Origin of the sequence: Sedimenticola selenatireducens, assembly GCF_963675335.2 — a bacterium.
Classification (GTDB): domain Bacteria; phylum Pseudomonadota; class Gammaproteobacteria; order Chromatiales; family Chromatiaceae; genus Sedimenticola; species Sedimenticola selenatireducens.
The window spans coordinates 307,405-323,477 of sequence record NZ_CAXXYC010000004.1 but is presented as its reverse complement, the minus strand read 5'-3'; the positions used below and the strand labels follow the sequence as shown (position 1 = coordinate 323,477).

The following is a 16,073-nucleotide window of genomic DNA, read 5'->3' as shown; positions in this document are numbered from 1 at the left end:
CTGGGATGGTCGTGGGAGGAGCGCTCATGCTCCTCGCCACCGGCGCCATCAGCGATTCCGCGGTTACAAAGGGTTCCAAGGCGGCTGGCCTGGATACTTGTGTAGCACCTACTGCAGTGATGCGGCGAAACCACATGGACTATCTCAAGCATGATCGCAGGGAGACTGTTCATAAAGGGATCAGAAACACGCAGTACAGTCTGGCTGAGTGCGTGGAATGTCATGCGGAAAAAGATAGCGCCGGCGCCTATAAGCCGGTGAATGCCGACGGCCAGTTTTGCGAATCCTGCCACAGCTATGTGGCGGTTAATCTCACTTGCTTCCAGTGTCATCGCAAGACACCGGAAAACATGAGTGGCAACGGCACGGCAATGCGGGAAGGTGATCAGCGCCAGGTGTTCGGCCTGTTGCAGTCCGTTGACCAGCCGCTATCCCTGAGCCGGGATGAACTGACTCGTCTTCATGCCAAGATTGAGGGGAACTGATCATGAGCATTAATAATGACCAGCCTGATCTGCAACGGCGTGATTTCATCGGCAAGACGGTGCTGGCGGCGGGTGCTGCCACCGTTGCTCCCGGTGTGCTGCTGACCGTTGCCAATGCCGGTTCTGATGAGGGTGTCAGCAGTGCGGTTCGCTGGGGCATGCTGATCGATACCAACAAGTGTGCCGATGGCTGCAGCGCCTGTGTCGAGGCGTGCGACAAGGAGAACGGTATCGATCTTATCGAACGTCCGCAGGGACAGTCGGATGAGATGTGGAACGCCCAGCGGCCACAATGGATTCGCAAGGTTAAATTGCGTGATACCCAGACTGGTGAAATCTCCAATCTGCCGATGATGTGCCAGCATTGTGAGCACCCGCCCTGTGTGGATGTCTGTCCCACCGGCGCCTCATTCAAGCGTGCAGATGGTATCGTCATGGTGGATCGGCATATCTGTATCGGCTGCCGCTACTGCATGATGGCCTGCCCCTATAAAGCCCGTTCATTCATCCATCAGGATATTGCCGAGCAGCTTACCAGCGCACCCAGGGGTAAGGGCTGTGTCGAGTCCTGTCATCTCTGTGCCAACAGGATCGATGCCGGGCGGGAAACTACGGCGTGTCAGGATGCCTGCAACCAGGAAGGCCACAAGGCCATTCTGTTTGGTGATCTGAAAAACCCGGATAGCGAAATCGCCAGAGCGCTGAAGGCGCAACACAGTCGTCAGATTCGGGCCGATCTCGAACTGAATACCGGCGTTCGTTACACCAATGTCTAAGCGGTAGGGAGAGAAGTCGATGATAAAAACACAATACCGCGAGCTCTACTGCAGTTCTCCCCGTTACTGGGGCGGACTGGCCTCCCTCGCTTTCATTATTCTGGTGGGTCTGGGCGCTGCCTTCTATATGGAGCACAACGGCCACTTCGTGACCGGCATGAGCAATCAGATTGTCTGGGGACTGCCTCATGTGTTCGCTATCTTCCTGATCGTTGCGGCTTCGGGTGCCCTGAACGTGGCTTCCATCGGTTCCGTGTTTGGTGGCCCGATGTACAAGCCGCTGGGTCGCTTTTCGGGTCTGTTGTCGATCGGATTGCTGGCCGGTGGTCTGGTGGTGCTGTTGCTTGACTTGGGCCGTCCCGATCGACTGATCGTGGCCATGACCACCTATAACTTCAAATCAATCTTTGCCTGGAATATTATTCTCTATACCGGCTTCTTCACTATTGTCGGGCTCTACCTTTGGGCAATGATGGATCGCAAGTTTGAACAGTTCAAACGCCCGATCGGTTTTGCTGCTTTCTTCTGGCGACTGGCACTGACCACCGGTACCGGCTCCATCTTCGGTTTTCTGGTGGCCCGTGAGGCCTATGACGCCGCCATCATGGCGCCCATGTTCATCATCATGTCATTCAGTTACGGCCTGGCATTTTTTATCATTACCCTGATGGCCGCCTACTGGTGGGCCGATCGCAGCATTGGTGATTTGCGGCTGGCGAAGCTGAAAAATCTGTTGGGCGTTTTTGTCGGTGCAGTACTCTATTTTGCACTGGTCTATCACCTGACCAACCTGTACGTCACCCAACATCACGGTGTTGAGCGTTTCATCCTGCTGGATGGCGGCATCTATACCAATATGTTCTGGATCGGCCAGGTGGTGATCGGCGGAATTATTCCCCTGTTCCTGCTCTACTCACCGGCTTTTGCGACGTCCCGGTTTGCCATTACAGTGGCTTCCCTGTTGGTATTGATCGGCGGTTTTTTCCAGATCTACGTAATCGTGATCGGTGGTCAGGCATTTCCGATGAATCTGTTCCCGGGCAAGGAGGTGCTGGAGAGCAGTTTCTTTGACGGCGTCGTGGCGGGGTACTCGCCTTCATTGGCCGAAGCACTACTGGGTATCGCCGGTGTGGCTGTTTCCATGATCCTGGTGGCAATTGGCGCCCGAATGCTGCGGGTATTGCCGGAAAGCCTGGAAGATCCGGCTGAGGGCGAATGCGTCTGAGCATTGCGGTACCCGCCTGTCGCATGATCAGGTAAAAGCATCGCGGCTGAAGCCGCTCCTGCGTTCTCATGCAGGAGCTGCTTTGGCCGCGAGGATAGCGTTTCCTCTACCACCATCGTTTTCCCCGCTTTACAGGCATAACCGGAAGGGTGACTATAGGCTTCAGACAGGCCGTCGCAGCCTGGCCAGCGGACTGGAAACAGCGTCACTGAACTGACCAAGACTTATGTCCTATTTCTTCATCTCTGCCGCCCACAAGTCTTCAGGCAAGACGACATTGTCGATTGGTCTGACGGCTGCCCTGTGTCGGCGTGGCATGCAGGTGCAGACGTTCAAGAAAGGGCCCGATTATATCGATCCGCTCTGGCTTACTGCTGCCAGTGGCCGGCCGTGCGTGAATCTGGATTTTTTTACCATGTCCAGGCAGGAGATCCACGATGAGTTCGGGCGCGCCATGGCCAAGGCCGAGATCGGTGTCATCGAGGGCAACAAGGGTCTGTATGACGGATTGGATCTGGATGGCAGTAACAGCAACGCCGCCCTGGCGGCCCAACTGCAGGCACCGGTGTTTCTGGTTATTGATGCCCGGGGTATGACCCGCGGTATTGCACCGTTGATCCTCGGCTATCAGGCGTTTGATCCCAATGTACGTATTGCCGGTGTTATCCTGAATAAGGTCGGTGGCAGCCGGCACGAAGCCAAACTCTGTAACGTGATCGGTCACTATACCGATCTGCCGGTAGTCGGCGCGGTGCACAGTGCCCCTGAACTGGTCATCGATGAGCGCCACCTGGGGTTGATGCCGAGCAACGAGAGCGAGCTGGCGGAAAAGAAGATTGCCCAGTTGGGGGAGCGGGTCGCCGATCAGGTGGATATCGACCGGATACTCGCCATTGCAGCTGATGTGCCGGCGCTGGATTTTACCAAACAACCACAGATCCAGACTTCCTCCGGGCAGTTGCGTATTGGCTACCCCAGGGATCGGGCATTCGGTTTTTATTATCCTGGCGATCTGCAGAAGATGTGTGACCTGGGGGTTGATCTGGTCCCCTTCGACACCCTGAACGATACCCAACTGCCGCCGGTGGACGGACTGTTCATCGGTGGTGGCTTTCCCGAGATGGTGATGGAGGCGCTGCAGGCCAATGTTTCACTGCGCCGGGAGATTCGGGAGTTTATCGATCAGGGCGGTCCGGTTTATGCCGAATGTGGCGGGTTGATGTATCTGGCCCGCAGCCTGAATTGGCAGGATCGGCGGTGTGAGATGGTCGGCGCCATCCCGGGTGACGTGGTAATGCATGAGCGACCCCAGGGCAGGGGATATGTGCGCCTGGAGGAGACCGACGAGAATCCCTGGCCAAAAGTGCCGGGATGCAGCGCAGGCATCGCGGCGCATGAGTTTCACTACTCGGCCTTGGAAAACCTGGATCCGGAGATCCGTTTCGCCTACAAGGTAACCCGGGGCACCGGGATTGACGGGATCCACGATGGTATTGTTTATAAGAATCTCCTGGCCAGTTACACCCACTTGCGGGATGTGGGTGGCAATCACTGGATCGAACGTTTCCTGGCGCATGTACGCCGCTGCAGGGGAGATGACGGTACAACACAACAGACAGGCGTCGGCTGAAGGGAGACAATAGCCAGAGTGCCGCAATATAGTTTGAAAGGGCAGGTATAACCGGGATAATCTCGACACGGGATCATCCCATAGCAGTATGGAGCATTCTCATGTTTGAAATCACAGAAAATGCCGCTGAGCAGGTACGCAATGCAGCAGAACAGGGTGGTACGGAGGGTATGGCTCTGCGTATGGCCGCCAGGATGAAAGAGGATGGCAGTATCGATTACCTGATGGGCTTCGATGAGGCCAAGGAGGATGATCTTCGCATCGTCAGTAACGGTATTGAAGTAGTGATGGAGCCGCAATATGTGACGTTGCTGGATGAGGCTGTGATGGACTACGCGCAACTGGACGACGGCGAGATGCGGTTTATTTTTATCAATCCCCATGACGCCAACTATTTGCCGGCGCCCAAGAGCAGATCCAGATAGCATTGTCTGGTTGAAACTGACCGGAGAGGGAGTTTATAGGACAGCAGTGATCCTGTTTTGTTTTTTCCAGACAGGCGGTTCTGGCGCTATTTCGAGTCAGTCTTATCTTGAATAACCAAGTAAATAGGTATACTATTTTTAACACAACTCATAACCGAAGGTAGAGGTGTGGTATGGATAATCAGGTACAGGTTACGCTCGACAAGGCAGTCTATGACCAACTGGTCGGATTGCAGACTGGATCGTTTCATGACATCAACACAGTGGTCGAACGCCTGTTGTTCCACGGTGATCGCAAGGTCCGACTGGAAGCGGACGAGCCGCACTACACCATGGAGCAGGAGCTGCAGCGGGAGCGGGACGGCGTGTTCGCCAGTTCAGGTATCTGTTCCTGAGCGTGCGGAGCTACTAAGGATTAAGGATGGGTAAAGGCATACTGCCTTTACCCGTTATCAAATCCAGCGCCTCTAATCGGTTTTTCCTTCCCGCACCACCCATCCTGCTGACCGGCAAGCCGGTAATAGTCGCTTACTCTTCCTGGTGATGGACATGCTGCTGGTGTTTTTCCGCCAGGCTGCGCTGGACGTTATCCGGTACGGGATCATAGTGACTGAAGCTGATCTCATAGGTACCTTCGCCGCCGGTCATGGATTTCAGCTTGGTGCTGTAACTGTCCAGCTCGGCGAGCGGGGCCTGACCACTGATCAGCATGCGACCATCCGGCGTCATCTCGGTATTGTGAATTCGCCCCCGCTTGACTGTCAGGTCTGCAGTGATATCGCCCATGGCGTCACCGCTGGCGGTGATGCTGATATTAACCACGGGTTCCAGTACCATTGGCCGTGCCTTCTCCAGGGCGTCATGAAAGGCCTTCTTGCCGGCAGTGACGAAGGCGATCTCCTTCGAATCAACGGCATGGTATTTTCCATCGTACACCGTCACTTGCAGGTCCTGGATCGGGTAACCGGCGATAAAACCCTCTTCCAGCGCCAGCCGTACGCCTTTCTCCACGGCGGGGATAAACTGGCCGGGTATCACGCCGCCCTTCACTTCATCGACGAATACAAACCCCTCGCCACGGGCCAGGGGGGCCACCCGTAGCGATACCTCGCCAAACTGGCCGGCGCCCCCAGTCTGTTTCTTGTGCCGATGGTGTCCTTCCGCAGATGCGCCGATGGTTTCGCGGTAAGGGATGCTCGGGGGGTGGGTCTCCACCGAGACGTTATAGCGTTCGTTGAGCTGTTCCAATACCACCCGCAGGTGCAACTCACCCATGCCGCGAATCACGGTTTCGTTGGCCTGGGCGTCGTGTTCGATTGCCAGGCAGGGATCTTCCGAGGCGATCTTCAGCAAGGCATCGGAAAGCTTCTGCTCATCCCCCCGCTTCGTTGGTACCACCGCCAGGCCGAACAGTGGCATGGGGAACTGCTCCGGTTGCAGATGAAAATTATCCTCGTCGTGAGAGTCGTGCAGGACGGCGTCCCGGAAGACCTCGTCAACGCGGGACACGGCGCAGATGTCACCAGGAATCGCCTGGGCCATCTCCGTCTGGTTGTTGCCCTGGATACGATAAAGGTGACTTGGTTTGAACGGTTTGCGGGAGTCGCCGATAAACAGCTGGGTATTGGTGGTGACTGTCCCCTGGTAGACCCGAAACATCCCCAGCTTGCCCCGAAACGGGTCATTGCTGACTTTGAATACGTGGGCAATCACGTGCTTGTCCGGATCGGGAAGCACCTTTGCCGGCTGTGTCTTCGGCGGTTCTCCCTTGAGAAAATGGGGCGGATTGCCCTCGGTCGGATCGGGCAGCAGGCGAGTGATTATCTTCAGCAACTGTTTGATCCCGGCGCCGCTCTTTGCCGAGACAAAGCAGATCGGGATCAGGTGTCCGTCGCGCAGTGCCGCCTCGAAGGGATCGTGCAACTGATCCGATTTCAGCTCTTCGCCCTGCTCCAGGTAGAGTTCCATCAGCTGCTCATCCATCTCCACTACCTGGTCGACGATATTGGTATGCGCCTCGGCCACCGAGGAGAAGGCGGTCTGATCGCCGTCCGGGGCGAAGAAGCAGTCCACCACCTTGCCCTGTTCGGCCGCCGGCAGGTTGAGCGGCAGGCAGACATCACCGAAAGTCTCGCGGATCCGATTCAGCAGTGCCTCCAGGTTCAGATGGTCGGCGTCGATCTTGTTAATAATGATAATGCGGCACAGGCCGTCATTTTTAGCATGCTCCATCATCGCCAGTGTGGCCGGCTCAATGCCGGTTTCCGCATTGACCACCACGGCGGTGGTCTCGGCCGCCTGCAGGACGCCGAAGGCGCGGCCGAAGAAGTCGATCAGTCCCGGGGTGTCAAGCAGATTGATATGGGTGTTCTCTAACTGCAGATGGGCCAGGGCCGCATCCAGCGAATGTTCGTAGCGTTTCTCCTGGGGATCGAAATCGCAGACGGTGTCGCCCCGTTCGATGGAACCCTGGTTCTGTATCACGCCGGCGTGATACAAGAGGGCCTCGACCAGCGTCGTTTTACCGGCGCCTGATTGGCCCACCAGGGCGATATTCCGGATATCCTGGGTGGTGTAGGCAGGCATTATGCTCTCCTCGGAAGTTTAATAACGGCTTTTTAGAATCTCTTGTTATCCCACTGGAAGATGGCCACGGATGCCATGACCCGGATCAACAAGTGGTCGCGGTGGAGTGCCGCTCTGTTTCTTCTGAGTGTAGTCGCTGGTGACCGGGGGAGAAGGCGGATGTCAGCCCCTGCGTCCCTTGAAGGCGGCGACCTGCTGGATGATCCGGTCGAAGGGGAGGCTGTCCAGGGTGCCGTAGTGCTGGCGTGCGTTACTGACCAGGGTATGGATGTCCGGGACAAAGCGTATCGCCTCCTGGTGTTTTTCCATCACCTGATCGAGTCCGCGCAGACCGCCTACCTGGATGCGCAGCGCCTGGGCATGGTTGAGTACGCTGCTCTCATGGCTGGCTTTCAGGACAAAACGGCTGTGGTGACGCAGCAGATTCAGCAGGTCTGCGCACTGGGACTGGGCGCTGTCCGATTTGCAGTGTATGCCTTCGCGTTCCGCCAGATTGAACTTTTCCGATTGGGAACAGCCGGCATGTCCGGCGAACAGGCATTTTTCGAACAGGCAGGCGCGTTCGTTGATCTGTTCGTAGGTCTTGCGGTAGGCGTCCTGATCCATGCTACTTCCTGGTAAAGCTGTGAATCATGCGCCGGTCCCGCTTGCTTGGCTTGCCCTGGGCGGGACGGGGCGCGGCGGCCCGCAGCAGGCGCTGCTCTTCCATCTGCCGCTGCCGGTTGAGCAGGCTGGCCTCACTCTCCTGATAGAAGTTGACGGCCTCGCTGGCCGGGCGGCGCTGTTTGGGCAGCTCCCTGATCTCGATCTGCCACTCCAGGGACTCCTTGTGAATGATGAGCCGGCTGCCGACGGTGACGGTTTTGCCCGGTTTGGTGCGCTGGCCGTTGAGATGAACCTTGCCACCGTTGATCGCCTCGATGGCAAGTTGTCTCGTCTTGAAGAAGCGCGCCGCCCAGAGCCATTTATCCAGACGCATTTCCGGCGCTCTCTCCCCTGCGTTCATGTGATGATATCCGGCTCACCTTGTGGTTCCAGACCGAGCAGAGGGTCCAGCTTGCCCATCATGTCCAGTTCGGCCATATCGTCATAGCCGCCCACATGGTAGTCATCAATGAAAATCTGCGGCACGGTGTTACGCCGGCTGCGCTGAATCATCTCTCGCATCCGCTCGCGGTTGCCCTCGATTTGAAGCTCTTCAAACGCCACCCCCTTGCGGTTGAGCAGCGATTTGGCGCGCATGCAGTAGGGGCAGATGGCAGTGGTGTACATCACGACTTTTGGCATGTTCGATCTCTAAATTACAGAGGAGGTGCCATATCCTATCAAGCGTCATGTGGGGGGTCCAGGTAACGCACATTCCCGATGTACCTACAGAAAAAGTGGTATATGAGGGTATAGTATGGACCCCCTGATCAAGAGTGCCCAGACCATGCAGCGCTATATTCTGAATCATACCTTTTGGCTCATCCCCCTGGCGCTGTGGACGACGGTGGTCGGCATATCGTTTGCCTGGAACTGGAATGAGCTGGACCGCCACTCCCGGGAGATCGCGGCAAACCGTGCCGAGTTCGTCTTCAAGATGGTGGAGTCTGTGCGCCTGTGGAACGCGCGCCACGGCGGTGTCTATGTTCTGGTGGAAGGGGAGACCAAGCCCAACCCGTACCTGGAGATAGAGGAGCGGGATATCAGCACCCCCTCCGGTAAGCCGCTGACCCTGCTCAATCCCGCCTATATGACTCGCCAGCTCACTTATGTGGTAGAGGAGTTGTCGGATATCCGGGTCCATCTGACCAGTCTCAAGCCGATCAACCCGGACAATGTGGCCGATCCCTGGGAGACCCGGGCGCTGCAGGCGTTTGAGGCCGGCTCGGAGCGGGTACAGGGCCTTGTCGGACAGGGCCAGGATGCGGTCTACCGTTTCATGGCGCCACTGATTACCAAAAAGTCCTGTCTCAAGTGCCATGAGAAGCAGGGCTACGAGGTAGGGGATATCCGCGGTGGGGCAAGTGTCACTTTCAAGGCCGCATCGCTGCTGACGCCGCAATATGAACAGAAGTGGAATATGGCCGGAATCCATTTTGCGGTCTGGCTGTTGCTGTCGGGTCTGACACTGTTTGCCCTGTCCCGTTTCCGCACCCAGATGTTGTTGCTGAAAGCGGCCAAGGAGCAGCAGGACCGGGTGGTTGAGCAGCGCACGGCCGAGTTGAGGCAGCAGGTGCAAGACCGGGAGCAGGCCGAGGAGGAGCTGCGGCTGCTGATCGACTCATCCGGGGAGGGTATTTACGGAATCGACAAGGAAGGTCGCTTTACCTTTATCAACCCGATGGCCCTGCATCTGCTCGGCTACAGCGATGCCGACAGCATGATTGGTCAGAATGTCTGCGATATGGTGTGTCACACACAAACAGATGACAAAGCCAGCGGGGTGGAGGTGTGTGGATTGCGGTCCGCATTGGAGGAGGGGCGTGTGGCGCACAGTGAAGAAGAGTATTTCCGGCGTGCGGATGGCCAATTGTTCAGGGTTGAATTCCGCTCCCACCCGCTGATGCGTGAAGGCGAGCTGCTCGGCGCGGTGGTCACCTTCGCCGATATCACCGAACGCAAGACGCTGGAGGAGAAGATCTGGCGTCAGGCCCATTACGATGCGCTGACCAAATTGCCCAATCGCAGTCTGTTTCACGATCGCCTGAACCAGACCCTGCTTAAGGCACAACGCCAGGATGAGTCGTTTGCACTGCTGTTCGTGGATCTTGACCGGTTCAAACATATCAATGATAGCCTCGGTCACGAGGCGGGCGATCAGCTGCTCAAAGAGGTGGCCCGGCGCCTGACCGCCTGTGTGCGCGACAGTGATAGCGTCGCGCGTATGGGTGGCGATGAGTTCAATATCATCCTGACCGGCATCGCCAACCGGGAGGGGGTGGAACGGGTGGCCGGCGAGGTGCTGGCACAGATGTGCCGGCCGTTCGACCTGGCCGGCACCCAGCAGTGTATCTCCGCCTCCGTGGGTATTGCCTGTTATCCTGATGATGGCGACAGTGCGGCCGAGCTGCTCAGAAATGCCGATCTGGCGATGTATCGGGCGAAACAGGGCGGACGTGACCGCTTCAGCTTTTATCAGCCATCACCGGTGGAGTCATCTCCGACCGGGAAATAACCTTGATTCTGCGCTTGTCGTGCCGTCTGCCCCGGGCTGCGGATGAATACTGCTACTCCATCCGGGGTTGAATAGTGGGATAGAATCCTGATCTATTGCTTCAGTAACCATTTTCAGTCAGCCAGAAGAGACCATCCATGCTCAGAGACACCCCCAGTACCGTCTACCTCAAGGATTACCAACCCCCGGAATTTCTTATTGATCAGGTGAGTCTCCAGTTTGACTTGGGGGAGGAGGGGACCCGGGTGCGCTCGCGGCTGGAACTGCGCCGAAATCCCGCTGCCGAGAGCCGGTCAGCGGACCTGCGTCTGCACGGCGAGCAGCTGGAACTGCTCTCCCTTGCGCTCGATGGCGAGCCACTCGCTCCTGCCGCCTATGCCCAGGATGACGAGGGGCTCACCATCAGGCAGGTCCCGGACCGGTTCGTGCTGGAGAGTGAGGTGCGCATCCTGCCGCAGCACAATACCGCGCTCGAAGGTTTGTACAAGTCGGGTGGTATGTTCTGTACCCAGTGCGAGGCGGAGGGCTTCCGCAAGATTACCTGGTTCCTCGACCGGCCCGATGTGATGAGCCGCTTCACCACTACCATCACTGCCGATAAACAGCGCTACCCGGTGCTGCTTTCCAATGGCAATCCGGCCGAGGCTGTCGATCTGGCGGACGGTCGCCACCGCATCACCTGGGCCGATCCGTTCCCCAAGCCGGCCTACCTGTTTGCCCTGGTGGCGGGGGATCTTCGTTTCATCGAGGATAGCCACACCACGCCCTCGGGTCGCCAGGTGGCGCTGCGCATCTACGTCGAGCCGGAAAACATCAATAAGTGCGCACATGCCATGGCATCGCTGAAGCACGCCATGCGCTGGGATGAACAGCAGTATGGCCGCGAGTACGACCTGGATATCTACATGATTGTGGCGGTGAACGATTTCAACATGGGGGCGATGGAGAACAAGGGGCTGAACATCTTCAACTCCAAGTATGTGCTGGCCTCGCCGGCCACCGCTACCGACCGGGATTTCCAGGGTATCGAGTCGGTCATCGCCCACGAGTATTTCCACAACTGGACCGGCAACCGCATCACCTGCCGCGACTGGTTTCAGCTCAGCCTGAAAGAGGGGCTGACGGTATTCCGGGATCAGGAGTTCTCGGCCGACATGGGATCCCGGGGAGTAAAGCGGATTGAGGATGTGCGGCTGCTGCGCGCTCACCAGTTCGCCGAGGATGCCGGTCCCATGGCCCATCCGGTGCGACCCGATTCCTACATGGAGATCAACAACTTCTACACCGTGACGGTGTATGAAAAAGGCGCCGAAGTGGTGCGCATGCAGTCCAACCTGCTCGGCCCCGAGGCTTACCGGCGCGGCACCGATCTCTATTTCGAGCGTTTTGACGGACAGGCCGTTACCACCGATGACTTTGTGCAGTGTATGGCGGATGCCGGCAAGCGTGACCTGACTCAGTTCAAGCGCTGGTACAGCCAGGCCGGCACGCCGGAACTCAACATCCGGGGCGAGTACGATGCCGTGCGTCAGACTTATTCGCTGACGGTCGAGCAGCACTGCCCGGCCACTCCCGGCCAGCCGGACAAGGCGCCGTTCCTGATCCCGCTGGCGGTGGGTTTGCTGGACAGTAAGGGCGCCGATCTGGCGTTGCAACTCGAGGACGAGTCCACGCCCATCCGGGGCACCCGTATGCTGGAGCTCAGCGAGCGCCGCCAACAGTTTGTGTTTGAGCAGGTCCCCGAAACCCCGGTCCCGTCGCTGCTGCGCGGCTTCTCGGCGCCGGTGAAGGTTCACTTTGATTACAGTGATGCGCAGCTGATGTTCCTGATGGCCCATGACAGTGACGGCTTCAGCCGCTGGGATGCTGCCCAGACCCTGAGTCAGCGTATTCTGCTGCAGTTGGTGGCTGACCCGAACAGCGCCGTGCCGACGGGATTCATCGACGCGTTTCGTCAGGCGTTGACCGATGGTTCAACCGATCCGGCACTGCTGGCCGAGGTGTTGACCCTTCCGTCCGAGAGCTACCTGGGTGACCAGATGGCCGAGGTGGATGTGGCGGGGATTCACCAGGCCCGGGAATGGCTCAAGACCCTACTGGCCACCGAGCTGAGAAATGAACTGTTGGCGGTTTACCGGGCCAACGAGGTGCCGGGTGAATATCAGCCGGACGCCGCGTCCATCGGGCGGCGCAGCCTGCGGAATCTCGCCCTCGGCTACCTGATGCAGCTGGACGATGAGACCATCCAGCAGCTCTGTGTCGAGCAGTACCGGGCCGGGCACAACATGACAGACGTGATCTCCGCGCTCTCCCTGCTGGCCGACCGGGATACCCCGGAGGCGGCCGAGTTGCTGGAAGCGTTCTACCAACAGTGGCAGGGTGATCCGCTGGTGCTGGACAAATGGTTCAGCCTGCAGGCACTGTCGAAACGACCCGATACCCTGCAGCGGGTCCAGGCGTTGCTGAAACACCCCGCCTTCTCCATCGCCAATCCGAACAAGGTACGTGCCCTGATCGGAGCCTTCTGTTCCGGTAACGCGGTGCGCTTCCACGCGGCGGACGGCAGCGGTTACCGTTTCCTGGGAGACCGGGTGCTGGAACTGGATGGCCTCAACCCGCAGGTGGCCTCACGCATGGTGCGCCTGATGGCCCGCTGGCAGCGCTATGACCCGGCCCGCCAGCAGCAGATGAAGGCGCAGCTGGAACGCATCCTCAAGACCGAAGGGGTCTCCCGGGATGTGTTCGAGATCGCCTCCAAAAGCCTGGAGTAGCAGCCGCTTCAGTACAGATCGGGCGCTGTTTTGGCGGGCGTGTCCCGCCCTGTGGTTTAACGGCTTGGACGCCACAAACAGCACTGTAATGGTAATTTTATGTCCGCTTGATTAGTATCTGGCCCTGATGTGAAAATTCCGAGACTCCCGGGACAAGGGCAGGATATAACAAGATGAAAGCGCAATCGCTCCAGTATCAGCTGAAGGATTCAGAATCGATCGGGGAGGTGGTGACGGCGTTAACCGGGCAGTTTCAGTTGACCGGCGAGCCAGAAAAAACCGTACGGCATATTCTCCATGACAGCTTTGACTGGCGACTGTTTCAGTCCGGACTGCAACTGGATGAGGCGCGGGGAGCGGGTCTGCATGAGCTGACCCTGCGCAAGCTGGAGGATGATTCCGCCTGTGAGACCATCCGTCTGGAGGGGCCGGTAGCGGGATTTTTTCACGACTATCCGCCTGGTCTGTTGCGTGACCGGCTCGCCACGACGCTGCAGATGCGCACCCTGCTGCCCCAGGTCGAGATCCGCCGCCGGGAACGCCTGCTGAGGCTGCTGGATGGCGAGCAGAAGACGGTGCTGCGGATCGCCCTGCAGGAGCAGAGCGCCCGGCCCCCGGGACGGGGCGAGTATCAGCCGATGGCCGCGCTGGTCCGACTGTTGCCGGTACGCGGCTATGACAAGCCACTCGCCCAGGTCAGCCGTTTTCTCACCGCCGTCCTGGAACTGAAACCTCAAGTTGATCCGCTGATTGTGCTGGGCCTCTCTGCCATTGGCCGGCAACCGCTGGATTACAGCTCCAAGCTCAATTTCAATCTGCAGCCACTGATGCCGGCGGGCGAGGTGGCACGACAGATCCACCACACCCTGCTGAATACCCTGGAGGCCAATCTGCCAGGTACCCGGGCCGATCTGGATTCGGAGTTTCTGCACGACCTGCGGGTGGCGGTGCGTCGCACCCGGTCGGCGCTCAGCCAGATCAAGGGGGTGTTTCCCGAGTCGGAGGTGGAGAAATACAAGGAGCGGTTCGCCTGGATCGGCCAGCTGACCGGCCCCACCCGGGACCTGGATGTCTACCTGCTGGGTTTTGATGATTATCGCAACAGCCTGCCGGAACCGTACCGCCCCGATCTGGAACCGCTGCACGCGTTTCTCCAGACCCATCAGAAGAGCGAGCAGCGGGCCATGGTGCGCAAGCTCAATTCACCCCATTTTCACACCCTGTTGAAGGAGTGGCGCGCCTTTCTGGCCGCACCGCCCGGTACGGAATCGGCCTGCGCCCATGTCCATAAGCCGATCGGCAAGCTGGCTGCCAACCGCATCCACCGCACCTTCGGGCTGGTGCTGAAGGAGGGCTTGGCCATTAATCCCCATTCCCCACCCGAGGCGCTGCACGAGTTGCGTAAGAGCTGTAAAAAGCTGCGCTACCTGCTGGAGTTTTTTCAGAGTCTGTATCCCGAGGACCGGATCAAGCCGTTGATCAAAAGCCTGAAAGGCCTGCTGGACAATCTCGGCGACTACCAGGATCTGGAGGTGCAGGCTGACAAACTGCGTGAGTTTGCCCACCAGATGGTGGCCGAGGGCGAGGTGCCGGCCGATACCCTGCTGGCCATGGGTATGCTGGTGGATGGTCTGCTCAAGCGGCAGCAGGCGAGCCGACTGGTGTTTGCCGACCGTTTCGCCCTGTTTGCCGGCCGCGAGCAGGTGGCTGCTTACCAGACCCTGTTCGGGCCGGACAGAAAAAAGCGTGATGCGGCCGGAGAGCAGGCATGAGAATTATCGGCGTCTACAACATCAAGGGCGGGGTGGGCAAGACCGCCACGGCAGTGAATCTCGCCTACCTGTCAGCCCAGGCCGGACTGCGCACCCTGGTATGGGACCTGGACCCGCAGGGCGCGGCCAGTTACTACTTCCGCATCAAACCCCGTATCAAGGGGGGCGGACGCAAGATGCTCAAGGGCAAACGGGAACTGGATGAGCTGATCAAGGGAAGCGATTTCGACAACCTGGACCTGTTGCCGGCGGATTTCTCCTATCGCAACATGGATCTGATGCTGGGCGAGGCCAAGGGCCCGGTCAAACAGCTGTTGCGGCTGTTGCGGCCACTGTCGCAGGAGTATGACCGCATCTATCTGGACTGTCCGCCCAGTATCTCCCTGGTCTCGGAAAATATCTTCCGCGCGGCCGATGCCCTGATGGTGCCCACTATCCCCACCACCCTGTCGCTGCGCACCTATGAACAGATGGTGGAGTTCCTGGAGGGACACAAGGTCGGAGATGTGCAGCGGATGCCATTCTTTTCCATGGTGGATCGGCGCAAGCGCATGCATCTGGATATGATCAAGCGGCTGCCTGAACGTTTCCCCGAACTGCTCCAGGCTCATATCCCCTACGCCAGTGACGTGGAACGCATGGGATTTTATCGCGCCCCACTGGGGAGTTTTGCCCCGCGCAGTGCCGCCGGTATCGCCTATGAGGCACTCTGGCGTGAGCTGGAAGCCGCGTTGAAAAGCTGATCATCGGTAGGTTGGGGTGAGCCTGCGAACCCCAACGGGGAAGGCATATCTGTACCAAAATGTTGGGATTCGTTCCTCATCCCAACCTACAGAGTCCGCTCTGGAGCGTGGAAGAACTCCGGTTCCCGAATCGATCAACTCACCAGGCCGTTGTTCTCTTCGTAGGGCTTGTAGTGCTTGATCTTGCGGCGGATATTGCGCTGGACAATCACCCCTTCAATTTTATGGTTGGTTCCGGACAAGGCTATGCTAGGGTACTGCGGGTTCAGCGCGACCAGCTGCGCATGACCCTGGCCGTCGCGGATCCATTGGCGGAACAGTCGCTCGCCATCCACGGTGATGATGACGTAGGCGCCGCTGGCACACACCTCGGATGGTTCGATGACGATGATACACTTGGCCGGAAATTCCGGTTCCATGCTGTCATCCAGTACCTGCAGGGCGTAAAGTTCGTTGTAACTGCAATCTTGTGTCATAGCTGTTGGCCCAGGAATTCCGCT

The 16,073-nt window shown here is 58.4% G+C and carries 15 protein-coding genes; 10 read left to right on the top strand and 5 right to left on the bottom strand.

The genetic code is table 11. The features are described from left to right. Positions 1 to 26: 26 nt before the first annotated feature. The 6 genes from ACHZBF_RS12595 to ACHZBF_RS12570 all read left to right on the top strand — a co-directional run bounded on the left by ACHZBF_RS12595 (position 27) and on the right by ACHZBF_RS12570 (position 4,936). Positions 27 to 485, top strand: a complete 459-nt coding sequence (locus tag ACHZBF_RS12595; RefSeq protein WP_321528638.1) for a sulfur reduction protein DsrJ — start codon at positions 27 to 29, stop codon at positions 483 to 485. Between the two features lie 2 nt (positions 486 to 487). After that, the gene (gene dsrO, locus ACHZBF_RS12590) at positions 488 to 1,261 is read left to right on the top strand and encodes a sulfate reduction electron transfer complex DsrMKJOP subunit DsrO (protein ID WP_273439799.1); all 774 of its coding nucleotides are present in this window, start codon (positions 488 to 490) and stop codon (positions 1,259 to 1,261) included. 19 nt (positions 1,262 to 1,280) lie between these two features. Then, positions 1,281 to 2,486 (top strand): NrfD/PsrC family molybdoenzyme membrane anchor subunit, encoded by a 1,206-nt coding sequence (gene nrfD / locus ACHZBF_RS12585; RefSeq protein WP_029131913.1) that lies wholly within the window; start codon positions 1,281 to 1,283, stop codon positions 2,484 to 2,486. Positions 2,487 to 2,712: 226 nt separating this feature from the next. Then, the gene (locus ACHZBF_RS12580; protein WP_321528637.1) at positions 2,713 to 4,116 is read left to right on the top strand and encodes a cobyrinate a,c-diamide synthase; all 1,404 of its coding nucleotides are present in this window, start codon (positions 2,713 to 2,715) and stop codon (positions 4,114 to 4,116) included. A 101-nt stretch (positions 4,117 to 4,217) separates the two neighbouring features. Beyond that, positions 4,218 to 4,541 (top strand): HesB/IscA family protein, encoded by a 324-nt coding sequence (locus ACHZBF_RS12575; protein ID WP_037374391.1) that lies wholly within the window; start codon positions 4,218 to 4,220, stop codon positions 4,539 to 4,541. Between the two features lie 173 nt (positions 4,542 to 4,714). After that, positions 4,715 to 4,936, top strand: a complete 222-nt coding sequence (locus tag ACHZBF_RS12570) for a hypothetical protein (RefSeq protein WP_029131916.1) — start codon at positions 4,715 to 4,717, stop codon at positions 4,934 to 4,936. Between the two features lie 133 nt (positions 4,937 to 5,069). On the opposite strand, the gene fusA is transcribed toward ACHZBF_RS12570, so the two are convergent. The 4 genes from fusA to grxC all read right to left on the bottom strand — a co-directional run bounded on the left by fusA (position 5,070) and on the right by grxC (position 8,414). Further along, complete coding sequence (gene fusA / locus ACHZBF_RS12565) at positions 5,070 to 7,127, bottom strand: elongation factor G (protein WP_321528636.1); 2,058 nt, start codon at positions 7,125 to 7,127, stop codon at positions 5,070 to 5,072. A gap of 162 nt (positions 7,128 to 7,289) precedes the next feature. Further along, the gene (locus ACHZBF_RS12560) at positions 7,290 to 7,733 is read right to left on the bottom strand and encodes a hypothetical protein (protein WP_029131918.1); all 444 of its coding nucleotides are present in this window, start codon (positions 7,731 to 7,733) and stop codon (positions 7,290 to 7,292) included. A gap of 1 nt (position 7,734) precedes the next feature. Then, positions 7,735 to 8,133, bottom strand: a complete 399-nt coding sequence (locus ACHZBF_RS12555; RefSeq protein ID WP_273439795.1) for an RNA-binding S4 domain-containing protein — start codon at positions 8,131 to 8,133, stop codon at positions 7,735 to 7,737. Continuing rightward, complete coding sequence (gene grxC, locus ACHZBF_RS12550) at positions 8,130 to 8,414, bottom strand: glutaredoxin 3 (RefSeq protein WP_029131920.1); 285 nt, start codon at positions 8,412 to 8,414, stop codon at positions 8,130 to 8,132. Before grxC ends, ACHZBF_RS12555 begins: the two co-directional genes overlap by 4 nt. 115 nt (positions 8,415 to 8,529) lie before the next feature. Here grxC and ACHZBF_RS12545 point away from each other — a divergent pair, with 115 nt between their 5' ends. The 4 genes from ACHZBF_RS12545 (at position 8,530) to ACHZBF_RS12530 (ending at position 15,573) form a co-directional block, all read left to right on the top strand. After that, a complete protein-coding gene (locus tag ACHZBF_RS12545) occupies positions 8,530 to 10,287 on the top strand; it encodes a diguanylate cyclase domain-containing protein (protein ID WP_321528635.1) in 1,758 nt (585 codons plus the stop codon). Positions 10,288 to 10,424: 137 nt separating this feature from the next. Next, positions 10,425 to 13,058 (top strand): aminopeptidase N, encoded by a 2,634-nt coding sequence (pepN, locus tag ACHZBF_RS12540; protein ID WP_029131921.1) that lies wholly within the window; start codon positions 10,425 to 10,427, stop codon positions 13,056 to 13,058. Positions 13,059 to 13,231: 173 nt separating this feature from the next. Next, a complete protein-coding gene (locus ACHZBF_RS12535) occupies positions 13,232 to 14,830 on the top strand; it encodes a CHAD domain-containing protein (protein WP_321528634.1) in 1,599 nt (532 codons plus the stop codon). Continuing rightward, positions 14,827 to 15,573, top strand: coding sequence for a ParA family protein (locus ACHZBF_RS12530; protein WP_029131922.1), 747 nt, complete (start codon positions 14,827 to 14,829; stop codon positions 15,571 to 15,573). The genes ACHZBF_RS12535 and ACHZBF_RS12530 overlap by 4 nt, the downstream gene beginning before the upstream one ends. A gap of 134 nt (positions 15,574 to 15,707) precedes the next feature. Here ACHZBF_RS12530 and ACHZBF_RS12525 read toward each other — a convergent pair whose 3' ends face one another. Then, positions 15,708 to 16,049, bottom strand: coding sequence for a S24 family peptidase (locus tag ACHZBF_RS12525; protein WP_273439790.1), 342 nt, complete (start codon positions 16,047 to 16,049; stop codon positions 15,708 to 15,710). Between the last annotated feature and the right edge of the window lie 24 nt (positions 16,050 to 16,073).